Annotated in this window: 7 protein-coding genes and 1 tRNA gene; 3 read left to right on the plus strand and 5 right to left on the minus strand. The window is 61.7% G+C overall.

What is annotated here, in order from left to right; all coding sequences use genetic code 11:
- The first annotated feature begins 133 nt into the window (after window positions 1-133).
- Window positions 134-1957 (plus strand): DUF885 domain-containing protein, encoded by a 1824-nt coding sequence (locus AC1DXO_RS17665; RefSeq protein WP_476979494.1) that lies wholly within the window; start codon window positions 134-136, stop codon window positions 1955-1957.
- 519 nt (window positions 1958-2476) lie between these two features.
- Here AC1DXO_RS17665 and AC1DXO_RS17670 read toward each other — a convergent pair.
- The 3 genes from AC1DXO_RS17670 to AC1DXO_RS17680 all read right to left on the minus strand — a co-directional run bounded on the left by AC1DXO_RS17670 (window position 2477) and on the right by AC1DXO_RS17680 (window position 6604).
- The gene (locus AC1DXO_RS17670; RefSeq protein ID WP_476979495.1) at window positions 2477-3691 is read right to left on the minus strand and encodes a multidrug effflux MFS transporter; all 1215 of its coding nucleotides are present in this window, start codon (window positions 3689-3691) and stop codon (window positions 2477-2479) included.
- Window positions 3692-3824: 133 nt separating this feature from the next.
- On the minus strand, window positions 3825-5852 hold the full coding sequence (locus AC1DXO_RS17675) for a glycoside hydrolase family 97 protein (RefSeq protein ID WP_476979496.1): 2028 nt from the start codon (window positions 5850-5852) through the stop codon (window positions 3825-3827).
- Between the two features lie 68 nt (window positions 5853-5920).
- A complete protein-coding gene (locus AC1DXO_RS17680) occupies window positions 5921-6604 on the minus strand; it encodes a glutathione S-transferase family protein (RefSeq protein WP_476979497.1) in 684 nt (227 codons plus the stop codon).
- Window positions 6605-6874: 270 nt separating this feature from the next.
- On the opposite strand from AC1DXO_RS17680, the gene AC1DXO_RS17685 reads away from it, so the two are divergent.
- Entirely contained in the window at window positions 6875-11215 is a 4341-nt protein-coding gene (locus AC1DXO_RS17685) for a DUF4011 domain-containing protein (RefSeq protein WP_476979498.1), read from the plus strand.
- A gap of 290 nt (window positions 11216-11505) precedes the next feature.
- Here AC1DXO_RS17685 and AC1DXO_RS17690 read toward each other — a convergent pair whose 3' ends face one another.
- Together AC1DXO_RS17690 and AC1DXO_RS17695 are read right to left on the minus strand one after the other, a co-directional pair.
- Window positions 11506-12543, minus strand: coding sequence for an IS110 family RNA-guided transposase (locus AC1DXO_RS17690; RefSeq protein ID WP_476979499.1), 1038 nt, complete (start codon window positions 12541-12543; stop codon window positions 11506-11508).
- A gap of 264 nt (window positions 12544-12807) precedes the next feature.
- Complete coding sequence (locus AC1DXO_RS17695; protein ID WP_476979698.1) at window positions 12808-15603, minus strand: helicase-related protein; 2796 nt, start codon at window positions 15601-15603, stop codon at window positions 12808-12810.
- Between the two features lie 486 nt (window positions 15604-16089).
- Between AC1DXO_RS17695 and AC1DXO_RS17700 the strand changes: the two genes are divergently transcribed.
- Window positions 16090-16166 (plus strand) — tRNA-Arg (locus AC1DXO_RS17700).
- Window positions 16167-16941: the final 775 nt, after the last annotated feature.

Genomic DNA, 16941 nt, shown 5'->3' on the forward strand with positions numbered 1-16941 from the left:
TGTTATGCAAGGTATATGGCAAAGCAGCATATCTTGCAAATTAAATTTGAGTCATGTCAGTTTCCAGCGCAACCGGTTGCATCTTTCAGCGGCCCGTGATCATCTGCCGCAACCTTTGCAGCAGGAGTTGACCATGGATCGCCGGACCTTTCTTATGAGCGGCGCCAGCCTGGGACTGGCGGCGACTGCAGCGCCCGTACTGTCAAAGACGGCCGCCTCCGCCATGCAGGCCGTGTGCGACAGGGCCTATGACGGCTTCATGAAACTCTCGCCTATCCTGTGCACCAGTTTCGGCGTCGACAAGGGCGTCTATGTTGCCCAGAAATCCCGGCTGGAAGGCGATGCGCCCGCCGATCGCGCGGCCTATGCTGACCTGCTGCAAACCTCGCTGAAGGATCTGAAGGCCGTCGGCCGGGCGAAACTGTCGGGCATGGACCGGATCAATTACGACACCCTCGACTGGCAATGGTCGACCCTGCTGAGCGGCGTGAAGGATTTCGCCTACGGCGTCAAAGGCCCGTCGCAGCCGCAATCACCCTATGTCATCAGTCATCTCAGCGGAATGGCCCAGGCCCTGCCTGACTTTTTCGACAGCAACCACCAAATCGAAACGCGTGACGACGCCGAGGCCTATATGGCGCGTCTTGATCGTTTCGGCGATGTGCTGACGCAGGAAACCGGTCACTTCCATGAGGATGTCGCCGCCGGGGCACGGCCGCCGGCCTTCCTGCTGAAACGCGCCATTGCCGGCCTGAAACGCTGGCGGGCCCAGCCGGCCGATGGCAACCTGCTGATCACCTCGGTGGCGCGGCGCACCCGGGACAAGGCCATCGACGGCGAGTGGGCCGGCCGCGCTGAAGCTGTCGTCACGGCAAAGATCTTCCCGGCCCTGGATTCCCAGATCGCAGCCCTTGAGGCCGAACTGCCCCTGGCGGGCGAGGACGCCGGTGTCTGGCGCCTGCCGCAGGGCGACGCCTATTACGCCCACATGGTGCGTACCGGCACCTCGACCAGCCTGAGCGCCGGGGAGATTCACCAGACCGGACTCGATCTGGTCAAGGAACTGAACGCCCTGGCCGACCAGTTGCTGCGCGCCCAGGGCCTGACGACCGGCACGCCGGCCGAACGCATGGCGGCGCTGTATGAGGATCCGCGTTTTATCGCCCCCAATACCGATGCCGGCCGCGAACAGGTGATGGCCGAGGCTCGGGCCATAGTCGACAAGATATCGGCCTACCTGCCGCAATATTTCTCGACCATGCCCCGGGCGAAGTTGATCGTCCGGCGCCCGCCACCGATTAACGAAGGTGCGGGCGCGCCCTATTATCTGGCGGGTACGGTCGATGGCCTGCGCCCCGGTGCCTATTATATGCAACTGGCCGATACGGCCGGCACGCCGTCGTGGACCCTGGCCGACCTGACCTCGCACGAAGCCGTACCCGGGCACCATTTTCAGAATTCCCTGCTGATCGAAAACGAAGCCATACCGCTGGTGCGCAAGTTGGTCCTGGCCAAGCCGATCTCCGATTTCAACGGCTACGACGAAGGCTGGGCGCTATATGCCGAACAACTGGCCGATGAGATGGGGCTCTATGCCGACGATCCCTTCGGAAGGATCGGCTATGTAAATGACGCCCTGCTGCGGGCCGGTCGCCTGGTGGTCGACACGGGCCTGCACCACCTGCGCTGGACGCGCGCCCAGGCGGTCGACTATCTGACGGGCGTTACCGGTAAACGGCCCGAAGCCGAAAACGAGATCGATCGCTATTGCGTCTGGCCGGGCCAGGCCCTGGGCTACATGACGGGCAAGATGCAGTGGTTGAAGCTGCGCAACGCCATGAAGGCGCGCCAAGGCGCCAGCTTCGATATTCGGAAATTCCATGCCGTGGGCCTGGGCGCCGGCTCGACCGGCCTCGACGTCCTTGAACGCGCCTACCGCGACCAGGGGCTTATTTGACCAACCTGTTATGCTGAAAGGACAGGCAGCGCTTAGCCTCGTGGGACAAGTGTGGCTGAACCATCGGCAAGGTTTGGAACACGAAACAACGTTCGGCGAAGCCAATGAACACGAATAGACACGAATAAGTCGCGCCCTACCGGGTGCGGGAGATAGGTAATACCCGCAGCAGGAGATTCTGACCTTTTTCGCCCAAGCCGCTTGCCGGACTATTGGATTCAAACGTCTATCAAGCGGTTGATAAAAAAGAATATTGCCCACAGATTTTCACAGATTAGCACAGATTTTCAGCATCTGGATTGTCTTGGTCGCGTAGCGATCCTAATCTGTCGTAGCCGCTGTCGCGGACAAGTAAGCCATTGAAAATCTGTGCTAATCTGTGAAAATCTGTGGGCAAACCTATCTAAACGTATCCCTGCAGTGGCCGCCAGCCCGGGTATACTATCAGAGATCAAAACAAACGACGTCGGTATAAGCCTTCACCGAACCCGGATGACTCATCGTCCTCGCAACCTGGACTCAAATACGCGCCGCCAGCCGGCCCTTTTCGCTGATCGCAACCAGGCCCAGCGCGACGAGGCCGCACAGGCCGGCGCCCAGCGGCAGCAGCCAGACGCCGCCGGTCCAGCCCTGGCCGATAAGGGCCGAGATCGCCCCGGCGCCGATGGTCGACACCACGCCCTGAAGGGACGAAGCCGTGCCGGCGACGTGGCCCATCCTGTCCATCGCAATGGCGCCGAAATTGGATGTGGTCAGCGACATCAGGCCCATGGTCAGGGCTTGCAGGATCAGGAAGCTGACAATCGTCTCCAGGCCGGCCAGCGACCAGGCGAAATGTATCACCGCGACCAGGATAAAGCCGAACAGGGCCAGGTGCGAGATACGCTTGGTGCCCAGGCGTTCGACGATCGAGGCGTTGAGGATCGACGCCCCGCCCATGGTGGCAGCGCAGGCGGCGAAAATGATGGCCATCAACTCCGGGCGATGAAAGACGTCGTGGAAAATCTGCGGCATCAGCGAGACATAGGCCAGCAGCGAGCCAATCAGACAGGTGATGGCCAGGGTGTAGAACAGCGAACCGGGCTCCGTGACGACGAAGAAGGCGACGCGGCGCAGGTGGCCGAGATCGGGGCGGCGGCGTTTTTCGACCGGATGGGTTTCGGGCAGGCGCAGCCAAGCCCATAGCCCGGCGCAGGCGCCGAACGCAGCCATGGCCAGGAAGATCACCTGCCAGGGCGCGACCAGCAGGACCAACTGGCCGAAACTGGGCGCCATGATGGGGACCAGCAGGAAGACGACCAGGCTGATCGACGTCACCTTGGCCATCTGCGCGCCGCTATACAGGTCGCGGATGATGGACCGCGTCACGACGCTGGAGGTCGAGACGGCAAAGCCCTGCAGCAGGCGCACGATCAGCAGGGCGGTGAAATTCTGGGTAACCGCCGCAGCCAGGGCCAGCAGGACATACAATCCCACACCGCCCAGCAGGATGCGTTTACGCCCCAGCCAATCGGACAGGATGCCGAAGGTCAATTGTCCCACACCCATGCCGAGGAAATAGATCGAAATGATCCATTGCAGGTGGTTGGGTACCGAGACATGCAGGTCGTTGCCGATGACCGTCAGGGCCGGCAGCATCGAGTCGATGCCCAGCGCGCCCAGCGCCATCAGACTGGCGATCAGGGCGACAAACTCGGGAAAGTGCGGGGCTTTAGGGGGGGCACGCTCAGACATGCCTCCCTGTAGGACGATTTATTCCAAGCCGCAATGACGCTGACTCATTGCGGCTTGGCAAGGGCGACTGCCCGTCCGAGCTTATGCGAGGAGCCATGCGGCGATTGAGCTGACAAAGATGCGACCGCTATTGCTAGCGGTGCTTGTTCTTTTTGCCCTTTGCATCGGGCGAAATCACCGCCACGGCTCCGCCGGACGGCGCCAGCTTCAGCGTCAGGCTGGTTGTACCGGTGACCGGCTGTTCGGCGCTGTTCAGGTGATTGACGTCGGCGCCGTCCTGCAGGGTTTTGGCGGTAAAGGCACCGTCGCCCAGGAAGTTCAGCGGCACGGTGAGGTCGCGGCCGGACTCATTGGTCATGGCGCCGATATACCAGGTCGCGCCCTTGCGGCGGGCGGTGACGATATACTGGCCGATATCTCCGGCCAGGACGCGCGTTTCGTCCCAGGAGGTCGGGACGTCCTGAATGAAGGTCGCGCCGTCGGCCCAACTCCCGTCGGCATTCTTGTAAGCCGACGGCGAGTCCGAGACCATCTGGAACGGGCTGTCATAGACGACATACATGGCGACAGCCTGGCCGCGTGTGGTCATGACATAGGGCGCGTGATAGCGGCGCACCTTTTCAAAATCGGCCGCGGTCGACGAACGGAAACCGCCCGGTGTATAGTCCATTGGGCCAAGGATCATGCGCGTAAAGGGCAGGGTGACATTGTGGGTGGCGGTGATCCGCGCGCTCCACTTGTTGTTCTCAGCGCCCAGCACGCCTTCCTGGGTGATATAGTTGGGCCAGGTGCGGTTCAGGCCGTTGGGCGGATAGGCGCCGTGCAGGTCGACCAGGATGTGGTGCTGGGCAGCCTTCTTCAGCAGGCGATGATAATAGTCGACCATTTCCTGGTCGTTGCGGTTCATGAAGTCGACCTTGATGCCCTTGACGCCCCACGCCTCATAGGCCGAGAGCGCATCGTCCATCTGGACATCGAGCTGTTCCCACTGCACCCACACCCAGACGCCGACATTCTTTGATTTGGCGTAGGCCACCACGGCCGGCATGTCGAGTTCGGGCTTGGCGCGCGTGATGTCGGCGTTCGGGTTGGGTTCGACGTCGCTGCCGATCGACCAGCCTTCGTCGATCAGGATATCGTCCAGCTTCATGCTGGCCGAGAAGTCGACAAATTCCTTGTAGCTGGCGGTGTTGATGCCGGCATTCGGCATATCCAGCGCCCAGTCATTCCACCAGTCCCAGGCGGTCTTCTGCGGCTTGATCCACGACGTGTCGGCGATCTGCGACGGCGCGGCCAGGGTCGGGATCAGCATAGACGCTGTCAGGTCGCCCGGTGCGTCGCCGATCATCACAACGCGCCATGGTGTCTTGAAGCCATTGCCGCGCATATGGACATCGGCCGACACGGATTTGCGGAAGCGATAGCCGCGGTTGTTGTCGAAGCGCGGCGGCAGGTTGACGCGCACGCCGGGCGAACCGTCGCCGCGGCCGGCCAGGTAAAAGCCCGGGTAGTCGGCGACATCGGCCTCGGCAATGGCGAAGGTTTGGCTGCCGGCGCCGGTCTTGCACACCAGCGGCGCAATATAGTTGTTGAAGTCACGGATCTTCGACGCCTTGACCTGGTCGTATTCGCCTTCGAAACTGGTATAGAAGCTGCCCATATTGGCGCCCCAGCAGTCATAATCGGCCGGGAAGAAGAACTGGGTGCCTTCGTTCATCACCTTGAAGTCGACGACCCCTGCCTGTTCAGGCATGACGTAGCGAAAGGCCACGCCGTTATCATAGGCGCGCACAATGACGTCGTATTTCAGGCCCTTGTCGCCGCCGGCCTGGTAGGCGATGTCGCTCTGGCTATAGTGATCGGGGGCAACCGACGTCTTGCCGACAACCGGATTCCAGGTCGTATCGACCGAGGTCTCAGTGTGACCCAGGACCTTCGACGCAGCGCCGAGCTGCCCGATATCGAGGTTCAGTTGCAGGGGCGAGGGCGCTATGATGGCCTTGCCGTCGACGCTGACCGCATAGGTCAGGCCGGCCTCGGTTTGATCGACCGTGATAGCGATGCGGCCATTGGGCGAACTGACCTTGACCGCTTCCGCATTGGCCGATCCGGCCGCGAGACAGCTGGCTAAGGCGATAAGACTGATACCCGCACGTGACATGGTCGGCTCCCTGCTTTTTTTAAAGTTATAGCAAGGTTTTATTTTGTACTACAAATTAAGGCAAGTCGTTATTTGGCGCGATAATCAGCGATGACTTCGCCAAACTGTGCCATCTCGAGCTCGTGCGGGGTATCACGTTCGGTTTCGGTCAGTCCGCCTTCGTACCACGCCTTGACGGCCGGCTCTTCCAGCATGCGATCGACATAGGCGCGCGCCGGCTTGCTGAGGTCGAAGCCTATGCCATAGGTCTGGATGCGGAAGACGACCGGGGCGTAGAAGGCATCGACGGCGGTAAATTTCCCGCCGGCCAGATAGGGCCCGCCGAACCTTGCAAAGCCGTCGTTCCACAGGGTGTCCAGTCGCGCCAGATCGCGCAACAGGGCCGGCGGCGTGTCGAACAGCTTGATACGCACGCCGACGCTCATCGCACAATGGTTGCGCAAGGTCGAAAAGCCCGAATGCATCTCGGCCGCGGCACTGCGCGTCCAGGCGCGGGCGGTGCGGTTTTCCGGCCAGACAGCGGGGAAGGTTTCGGCGACATACTCGGCGATGGCCAGCGAATCCCACACGGTGACATCGCCGTCGATCAGCGCCGGTACCAGGGCGGTCGGTGAGAAGCTGCGGAAGGCGGAGTTTTCGGGCTGGAAGAAATGCTGGTGCTCGACAAAGGGAATATCGAGCGCCGTCAGCAGCACCCACGGCCGCGCCGACCACGACGAATAGTTCTTGTTACCGATATGCAGTTCGTACATGAGAACTCCTTAAATCCCGCGATCACGCCCACGTTCTAAAGGGCCAGTCCTCCACCGTAGCGAAGCGTTACGGGGGAGGTGTCGCCGCTTGTCGGCGACGGAGGGGGCGTGTTTTCTACTCAAAACTGACTTCGGTCGGTATAATCCGGAGTCCGGTAAAATTCCCATAGGCCTTTTCCGCCAATGCATGGCGCACTTCCGCCAAATGGCGCTTGTAAAGGTGATAGGCATTCCGATATGCCCGAGTCCGGGACAGACAAGGACACTGACATGGCCGAACCTACGTCCACCATCTCGCTGCGTGAGCGCCTGTTGAAGGAACGCCATGCGTTGCTCGACCTGTCGACGCGCAACCGGTTGCTCAACACGCCCCTGCGCACGCGCAACAACCGCGCTATCGAGATCGTCGACGAAAAGTCCGCCGAGATTTTCCGCATCCTGGCCGACGGCAAGGCCATGACCTTCCTGCCCGGCAGCGAAACCGATGCGGACGGCGGCGATTTCGTGCCGCAACCCGGTGCCGATGGCCGCCACACCGACCTGAAACTGCAGACCCGCTTGGCGTCCGAAAGCCTGCAAAAGCGCCTGTTCGACGTCTGGTACGACGCCCAGACTCTGGAACAGGAGCAGGGCGTCAATATCCTGTATCTCGCGCTCGGCCTGCTGCGCTGGTACGACGACAATGACGCCGAAACACCGCGCCACGCACCGCTGGTCTTGCTGCCGGTGCAACTGGAACGCTCCAGCGCCGCCGACCGCTTCAAGCTGCGTGGCCGCGACGAGCCGCCGTCGCCCAACCTGACGCTCCAGGCCAAGATGAAAAGCGAATTCGGGCTGGTCATCCCCGATTTCCCGCAAAGCGCGGACAATGAGGACGAGATCGACCTGGCCGTCTATGCGGCGTCCGTGGCCGAAACCGTGCGCGGGCAAAAGCGTTGGGAAGTCCTGCCCGATGCCGTTGTTCTGGGCTTTTTTTCCTTCTCCAAATTCCTGATGTACCGCGACCTCGATCCCGACACCTGGCCGGAAGAAACCCTGCTCGACAATCCGCTGATCGCCGCCCTGCTGCGTGACGGCTTTGCGCCCAGCGACCCGCTGATCGGCGACTCTGAGCGTATTGACGACGTCCTGGAACCCGATGAGATGCGCCACGTCGTCGATGCCGACAGCTCGCAGTCGGTCGCCATCGCTGAGGTCGTCGCCGGTCGCACCCTGGTCATCAAGGGGCCGCCCGGCACCGGCAAGTCGCAGACCATCACCAACATCATCGCCGGCGCTGTGGCCGCCGGCAAAAAGGTATTATTCGTCGCCGAGAAGATGGCGGCGCTTGATGTCGTCCATCGCCGGCTGAAAGCCGCCGGGCTCGGACCCCTGGCTCTGGAACTGCACTCCAACAAGACCAGCAAACGTGCCGTCCTCGACGAACTGCGCCGCACGCGTGAGGCCGCGCCGGTGGCTGCGCGCGACGAGGCGGCAATCATTGAGCCGCTCAGCGAGGCTACGGCGACCCTGAACGAGTTCGCCGATCGCCTGCACACGGCGCTGGAACCGTCCGGCCTGACGCCGCGCCAAATTCTCGGCCGATTGATCGCCCAAGAGACCGGCAAATGGAACGGCCAGATCGGCGCGGACTATGCGCTGGACGGCGCGGAGGGTTGGACCGTCGCCGCCGTCGCCCGCCGCCGCGACCTGGCGCAGGATATAGCCGCGCGCTTGGCCGCCATCGGCCCGGTGCCGCAAAGCCCGTGGCGCGGCGTTGGGGCCGATCCACTCGATCCGGCCACCCGCGATACCTTGGCGCGCGATATCGCCGCGGCGCGCGAGGCCCTGCAGGCGTCGCTGGACCTGACGGAGGTCCCCAGCCGCCTGTTCGGTGTGCCGGAGGCCATCACGCTCGATGACCTGAAACGCGCCCTGGCCTATCTGCAAATTACGCCCCTGCCGCAGGTCTGCGACCGGTCATCCCTGGCCGATCCGGCGTGGCACAATCCCAAGGGGCTGGAGGACCTGATCGTCAAGGGGCAGTACCTGCTGCGTCTGCGACAGGAGGTGCACCCGCTGATCAACGAAGCCGGGTTGGCGGCCGACTATACGGCGATCCGCAATGACGTGGTGACCAAGAGCCGCAACCTGTTCCGCTTCCTCGACGGTGGCTATAAACGCCATATCGCCCTGCTTGGCAGCTACGTCCGCGACCTGTTGCCGAAGGATCCCGACGCGCGGCTGAAGCTGATCGACAAGGTGATCAAACTGCAGGCGGCCGAGGCCGACTTCGCCGCCGTGCAGGGCCTGGGCAGCGCCTTTGGCAGCCTGTGGCAAGGTGCGTCCAGTCCATGGGGCGATCTCGATAACCTGGTGCGCTGGCGGACGTCGCACCGCATGCGCGCCGAGGTCTGGCCCATCGTGGCCGCCATGGACGAGGCGGGTCTCCGGGAAGCCGACACGGCGCGGCAGGCGCTTTACAAGGTCTGGTCGGCCTTTAACCTGACCTTCGAGCGTATCGAAGACACGCTGTCGCTCGATACGGCGGCGGCCTTTTCCGATGAAACCATAGCCGGGCGCCTGGAGCGTCTGGCGACCTGGCTCGGCGATCTCGAAAGCCTGAGCCGCTTTATCGCCTTTGCGGCGCGGGGACGCGAACTGGCTGCGCTCGGGGCGTCGCAGTTGGTCACAGACCTGCATAGCGGCAAGCTCGAGGCCAACGACCTTGTCCCGGCCTTCGACGGCGCCTATGCCCGTGTCCTGCGCGATAGTCTCTTCAACGAATGGCCGCAACTGAAGGGCTTCGATGGCGATAGCCTGGCGAAACAGGTGGCGCAGTTCCGCCAACTCGATCGGGCCAGCCTGGAACAGGCCAAGGCGACGATCGCCGCCGGGCACAGCGAAGGTCGGCCGAAGGGCGCGGCCGGCATCGGACCCTTGGGCGTGCTCAATGCCGAACTGGCCAAGAAGCGCAGCCACAAACCGATCCGCGTCCTGCTCGACCAGGCCGGGCCGGCGATCCAGGACCTGAAGCCCGTCTTCATGATGTCGCCCCTGTCGGTGGCGCAGTTCCTCAAGCCCGGCGCGCTCGATTTCGACCTCCTGGTGATGGACGAGGCCAGCCAGATCGAACCGGTCGATGCCCTGGGCGCCATTGCCCGCGTCCGCCAACTGGCCGTGGTCGGCGACGAACGGCAATTGCCGCCGACCGCCTTTTTCAAGAAGCTGACCGGCGAGGACGATATCGCCGAGGACGAAGAGGGCGTCACGGTCCAGGCGAAGGACGTTGAAAGCATACTGGAACTGTGCCTGGCCAAGGGCGCGCCGCACCGGATGTTGAACTGGCATTACCGGTCGAAGCATCCATCGCTGATCGCCGTGTCCAATCGCGAATTCTACGACAGCCGCCTGTTCACCGTGCCGTCGCCCTACGACCTGCGCGCTGGCCTGGGCCTGAAATTCCACCTGCTGGACACGGTCTATGATCGCGGCAATACGCGCACAAATCCGCAGGAAGCCAGGATTGTCGCCCAGGCGGTGATGAGCCACGCCCGGACACATCCAGCCCAGACCTTGGGTGTCGCCACCTTTTCGGTGTCGCAGCGCCAGTGCATTTTGAAAGAGCTGGAACTGCTGCGCCGCGCTAATCCGGACACCGAAAGCTTCTTCGCCGCCGAGGTGCCCGAACCCTTCTTCGTCAAGAACCTGGAAAACATCCAGGGTGACGAACGCGACATCATTTTTGTCTCGGTCGGTTACGGCAAGACGGCCCAGGGCACGCTGTCGCATTTCTTCGGGCCGCTGAGCCAGGAGGGCGGTGAGCGCCGGCTGAACGTGCTGATCTCGCGCGCCAAGCTGCGCTGCGAGGTTTTTGCCAATTTCAGCGGTGCCGATATCGACCCGGAACGGAGCCAGGCGCGCGGCGTCCTGGCGCTGAAATTGTTTATGACCTTTGCCGAGACGGGCCGGTTTGACGCCGGCGTGGCCGAGGGCGGTGAGGCTGAAGGTGGTTTCGAAGAGCAGTTGGCCAAACGCCTGCGTGATCTGGGTTATACCGTGGGTCAGCGGATCGGGGCGTCGGGTTTCCGCGTCGACCTGGCGCTTGCCGATCCCGATCAGCCGGGGCGGTATGTGTTGGGGATCGAATGCGACGGGGCGCAGTATCACGCCTCACGCTCGGCGCGTGACCGCGACCGTCTGCGGCAGCAGGTGCTGGAAGACCATGGCTGGGCCCTGCACCGCGTCTGGAGCGCCGACTGGTATCTGCGGCCCAAGGAAGAGTTGCGCAAGATCGAAGCGGCCTATCAGGCAGCGCGCAGTCGTTTGGAGCCTGTGGTTGTTGCACCGGCCATGACGGTGCAGGATCTGATGATCGAAGCGGATGTGGCTGAGCCGATTGCTGTGAAAAAGCCCGACACGGTGTCGGCGGCCGATATCGAGACTGCGATCCTGGCGACCGTCGAGGAAAATTACGGCGCGGCGCGGGTGGATCTGGTGCCAGCCGTAGCGCGTCGGCTGGGCTTTTCTCGCACCGGCCCGACCATGAAGGCGCGAATCGAGGCGGGGATAGGGATGCTGATCACCGCCGGCCGCCTGGTCGAGCGTAACGGTCTTTTGAACGTGCTGTAAGTGCGTTAAGGCCCCCATATGTGGACGGCCCCTTCCTGGCAAGATTTCATTTAGTGATGAGATCGGTAGGCTTGCATCCATATGTCCGGCCTGTTTGTGCGCTTTAAGTGACGCTGGCCAAGATGGTTTCCGCGACAAAAGTTCCAATCACCACCGCGGCTTTTGTTATAGCCATTGGGGGCAGCGGAGTGTCCTTTGTTCTGGATCGCTTGATCACACCATCTGCGTGTTCTCCTGCAAGGTCCGGCACCAACCATTTCGGGTATTAAGGCTCCCGATCCGGCAGATTGTCAGGCGGCGCAGGCGATCTGTGTCTGCGCGGGTTTATCGTTATAGGTTTCGCCGGTCATCATTAATTTCCAGGCGATCCTGGCGTTTTTGTTGGCGAGAGCGACGGCAACCAGCTTGGGCGGCTTGCGCTTGAGCAGGTTGAGGAGCCAGGGCGAGCCCTTGCCACTTCTACGTGCGTGCTGGATAACAGCGGTGGCGCCGGCGACCAGCTTACTTCGCAAGGTCTCATCGCCCGCCCTTGTGATCCCGCCAAGCCTTTGCTTGCCGGCGGTCGAATGATCCTGCGGCGTCAAACCTAGCCAAGCAGCGAAGTCCCGCCCGGATTTGAAGGCAGCCACATCGGTCACTTTCATGACCAGCAAGGTCGAACAGACCGGTCCAACGCCTGGGATCTTGTCGAGGCGCCGGCTACATTCATTCTGTTTATGCCAGGCCGCAAGTTCGGCTTCCACCTCTGCGATCTCCTGGTTGAGGCGACGGTAATCTCGGCCCAACCGCTCAAACAGTCTGCTCGCGAGTTCAGGTAAATCCGTATCGGCCTGAAGGTTCGCCAGCAATCCTTCCAGATGCGCCAAGCCGCGCGAGACGCAGTATCCGAACTCGGCTGCATGGCCGCGAATGCCATTGGACAGACGCGTCCGCTCGCAAATCAGGCGCTCGCGATGCGTCATCAACATCAAATCCGCCTGCTGTGCCTGTGTCTTCACCGGCACAAAACCCATGGTCGGTCGGCTCATCGCTTCGCACAAGCCTTCAGCATCGGCGGCATCATTCTTGTTGCGCGGGATATACGCCTTGACCAACTGCGGTGGCATCATCCGCACAGTGTGCCCCAGTCCCTCCAGCCAGCGAGCCCAATGGTGGCTCGCCCCGCAAGCTTCAAGACCAACCTCAACCGGTGGAAGTTTCGCGAAGAAGGCTTCCATCTGACGGCGGTTAAGTTTCCGGCGCAACACAACCTGCTCAGCAGCATTGACGCCATGAACCTGGAAAAATTGCTTGGACGTATCCAAGCCAATGCGAGTAATATTATCCACGGGCGGCTCCTTCTATTGAGATGATAACAAACCTCAATATGGCACATTAGATGCCGCGTGGGGCCGTCCACCCCATCACCACCATCACCACCATCCTTCGGATGGTCCCCCTCCCCGCGTGGCGGGGAGGTATAAGGAAAAGCAACGAAAGCTCAATAAAGCAGTAGTTTATACCGCCCCGTGAGCGGGGCGGGGGACCGCCCAAGACATTGCGAAGCGTAGCGTAGCTTTGGCGAAGGGTGGTGGTGGGGGCCTTTTCTGCCCTTAACCCTGGCCCAGCTTTTCGCGCAGGATGGCGAACGGCGAGTAGGGGTTGAAATAGGGCGCCGGTTCGGGCTTCGGTCCATGGTGCGGCTTTTGGCCCTTGCGGTCCGGCTTGTTGCCGCCCTTTTTACCTGGTGCGTCCTGGCCCTTGTCGTCCGGCTTGCGATAGCGCTGCCGGTCGCGTTCGTAGCGAGGCTTGCCATCGCCTTCGGTCTTAGCGCCCTCAACCTTGGCGGCCGGTTTATGACGCTTGGGACGTGGCGGGCGCGGCTCCAGCGACTTTTGCCGCCAGCCCAGGCGTTCTTCCATGACCGGTTCGGCCGATACAGCCTCAACAACGGGTGCCGGTTCGACCTCAATGAGCGCCTCCGGCGCAACCTCAGCTACGGGCTCCGAGACGACATCTTCAACAGGTTCGACAACGTCTTCAATGACTTCGGGGGCGGCTTCAACAGCTTCTGCCTCAACCGTTTCCGTCTCAACCGCTTCACTTTCAGGCATCGGCGTTTCATCCACCGCAGCCTCAGCTTGCGGTACGACCGCTTCCACCTTCGGCTTCACGACCGGCACCGCCACCGTCATGGCCGGCATCTTCACAAAACCCAGGGCCTGCATCAACTCATCGCGCTGCTTCTCATTCAGCCCCAACGCGTTGAAGTCGGCCTCGCGCATATACAGCACGCCCTTCTGGAACACGGCGCCGTTCACCAGCTTGTCGATCTGCGACAGCGTCTTGATGCTGACCGGGCCGTAATCACCAACCAGGAGATGCCCCCGAATGGTTTGGGCCCGCTGGCCTTCACCTGGGCCAAAGCTGCGCATATGCTGGCGCAGTTTCGGGTTCAGCGCTTCCGGCAGGAACCAGGCGTAGCGATGTCCGGCCACGCCCAGGGCCTTCAACGCCGCCTTATCCTCCGGCGTCAGTTTCACGCTTTCGTCGCGATAGACCAGCCCGCCGTTTTCATACAGCTGAAAGGCGATGGCGCGGACCTGGGCTGGCGTCGCTTCGGCGTCGGCGGCCTGCTTGGCCTTCCACAAACCGCGCAACTGATGCTGGTTGAGAACGCGGACATAGTCGGTGACGCGCTTCAAGGCGCGCTCCGCCAGGGCCGGATGGTCAATATCGCAGATCAGCTTCAGGCGCGGCGCGAACCAGTCGCCGGGCTCGATCTTCGCCACGGCCTGGCCGTTCCAGGTCACGGTGTCGCCCTTGATATGCAGGGCCTTCGACGCCGTCTGGGCCAGGGCGCGCAGTCGGTCGTGCAGGACAGGCAGGACGGCGCGGTTGGCGGCCTGGCGCAGGGCCTTGTCGCCGACCAGGCTGTCGGCATTGCTGACCGTGAAGCACAGGCCCTTCAGCTGGCCGACCGCATGGCCTTCGATAATCACCTGGCCGTCGGCTGTAACCTCGGGGCGCGGCGCCTCGTCGGAATCGAGCGCCTTCAGCAACGCACTTGTCCTGGCGTCGATAAAGCGCTGCATCAAGGCTTCGTGCAGCTTGTCCGACAGGCGTTCTTCGAGGTCACGGGTGGCTTCGCGCCAGTGTTCATTGCGCTTCAGCCAGCTGCCGCGATTGGCGATGTAGCTCAGGGTGCGTACGCCCGACAGGCGCGACGACAGGGTGTCGATATCGCCTTCCAGCTTGTCGAGATCGGCGACCTGGGTCTCGAACCATTCGTCGGCAACAAAGCCGTCCGGTGACAGGCGCGACCAGAACAGATGGCTGACCATCTTCAGGTGCTCGTCAAAGCCGGTCTTGCGGAAATCGGGCAGCTGGCAGACATCCCACAGGGTGCGCAGCGTCACCGGATTGCGCAGCTTGGCGGCGATATCCTCTTCCTGGCTCAGCATGCGCAGGGCGCGTTCGTCCAGCGCTTCCTTGGCCAGGTGCAGGCCGATAACGGTCGACGGTTGGGTCAGCGACTTCAGCAGGGTGTCCAGGGTCGAAAAATCGAGCTTGTGATTGCGCCACTGAGCCGCGTCCAGCGGCGCGAACTCATGGTTTTGCACGGCGTGGACCAGGTCTTCGTCGAGGTCATGGCATTCGCCGGTGACGCCGAAAGTGCCGTCGCTCATGTGACGTCCGGCGCGGCCGGCGATCTGGCCGATTTCCTGTGCGGTCAGGTGACGGGTATTCTTGCCGTCGAACTTGGACAGGCCGGAAAAGGCGACATGGGCGATATCCATGTTCAGGCCCATGCCGATAGCGTCGGTGGCGACCAGAAAATCGACCTCGCCCTTTTGGAACAGCTCGACCTGGGCGTTGCGCGTTTTCGGCGACAGGGAGCCCATGACCACGGCGGCGCCGCCGCGCTGGCGCCGGATCAGTTCGGCGATGGCGTAGACCTTCTCGGTCGAAAAGGCGACGATGGCCGTGCGCTTGGGCAGGCGGGTCAGCTTCTTGGGGCCGGAATAGGTCAGGCTGGACAGCCGTTCGCGGCGCATAATCTCGGCCGCCGGAAACAGGCGGTGGAACAGCGGCGCGAAGGTAGCCGCACCGAGGAACAGGGTTTCGAACCGGCCGCGGGCGTGCAGCAGGCGATCCGTGAAGATGTGGCCGCGTTCCAGGTCGCCGCACAGTTGGATCTCATCGACCGCCAGGAAATCGACCTGGCGTTCCAGCGGCATGGCCTCGACCGTGCAGATGAAATAGGACGGCAGGCGCGGGATGATCTTTTCTTCACCGGTGATCAACGCGACGGCGTCCTTGCCTTTCAGCGCGACGACGCGATCGTAGATCTCGCGCGCCAGCAGGCGCAGCGGCAGTCCCATCATCCCGGTTGCGTAGCCGCACATGCGCTCTATGGCGTAGTGGGTCTTGCCGGTGTTGGTGGGGCCAAGGACCGCAGCGAGCTTGGCGTCGCTGGCGGAATGGATCAAAGGGCGGGTGAGGGAATGGTCTGACACACCGCCTAGATAGGCTTGGCGGAACAGAATTGCAAAGCCAAATTGCACGTCCGGCCAGAGGTAAACAGGGTGTTACCGTCGCGCTGAACGAGACGAAAACAAACCATGTACGAATCAGCGATAGTGATTCGTTCCGATTCCATTCTATACCATATCTGGTGGGCCAAATCGAGGTTAACCATAGGTCCCGCGCCGATGCAGGGATGATTCCTCTTCGCCCCGATATCCCGAGTTATGCCATTCTTCGCCCAACCCGTTTACGGGGAGGGTGGCGCGAAGCGCCGGGCGGGGCCCTTCCTTTAATTCCCTTCCCGCAAAAAATATCGCTGACTTGCTTCTCATCCCCATCAGGAATGTGTAAACGGGTTCCGCGACGACCCCTTAGCTCAGCAGGATAGAGCAAGGCTTTCCTAAAGCAGAGGTCGGGGGTTCGAATCCCTCAGGGGTCGCCATATTTTATAAGGGTTTGAATGTATCACCCGCCGGGATGGAACCGGGCGGGGACGCTAGGGGTGGGGAAGGCGCGGTTTCGCGCTTACGCCGGCGTAATTTTGCCCCCCACTCCTTTTGCGGTGATGTGTCCCCAGCCGCTTTATTTCCAATACAACGCGTTACGCTACACCCGCTAGATTTGCTGCCACCGTGAATTAGGTGGACTAGTCTTCTCCCATGAACCGCTTCCAATTGATCAATACCACCAGGATCAAGCTGCCCGCAGTGGAGAGACCAAGGCCGAGATGGAGGCGAAAAGCGATCTCAGGCGCGAGATAACGGCAACTGTTGTGGCAGACTTTCACGGTCTGGGTTGCTGTCGGCATCTCAGAGGCAAAATTCGTCCCGATGTTGTAGACCTCGACAAGATAGAGCCCACCAGCAGCGCGGCAGCGGCCAGGACATGAAGGCCGACGACAAAGGCTTTGGCTCGCAGCGTCATCCTTCCATCCAACCTGTTATGACCTAACAAACTTTGTAAAAAGTCATTTGCCGTGCATTTCGCGTTTCGAGATATTGGCGCAATAACTTCTTATACCTCGCGTGCTGCTCTATGCACATATCCAGCGTACAAATTTCCAGTGTATACAGACGCTTATATGTCTCAAAGGCCTGTGCATGATTATCGTTTATGGGTACAAAGTTCGTTGCGATCTCGTGAAACTGGTTTGCGGTCTTTTCACCGTTAGCGATTATCTGTTGTACCCAGTCACGAAAGGGCGGGCCCCAACCTCA

The sequence above is a fragment of the Asticcacaulis sp. P2_C5 genome, assembly GCF_056404555.1.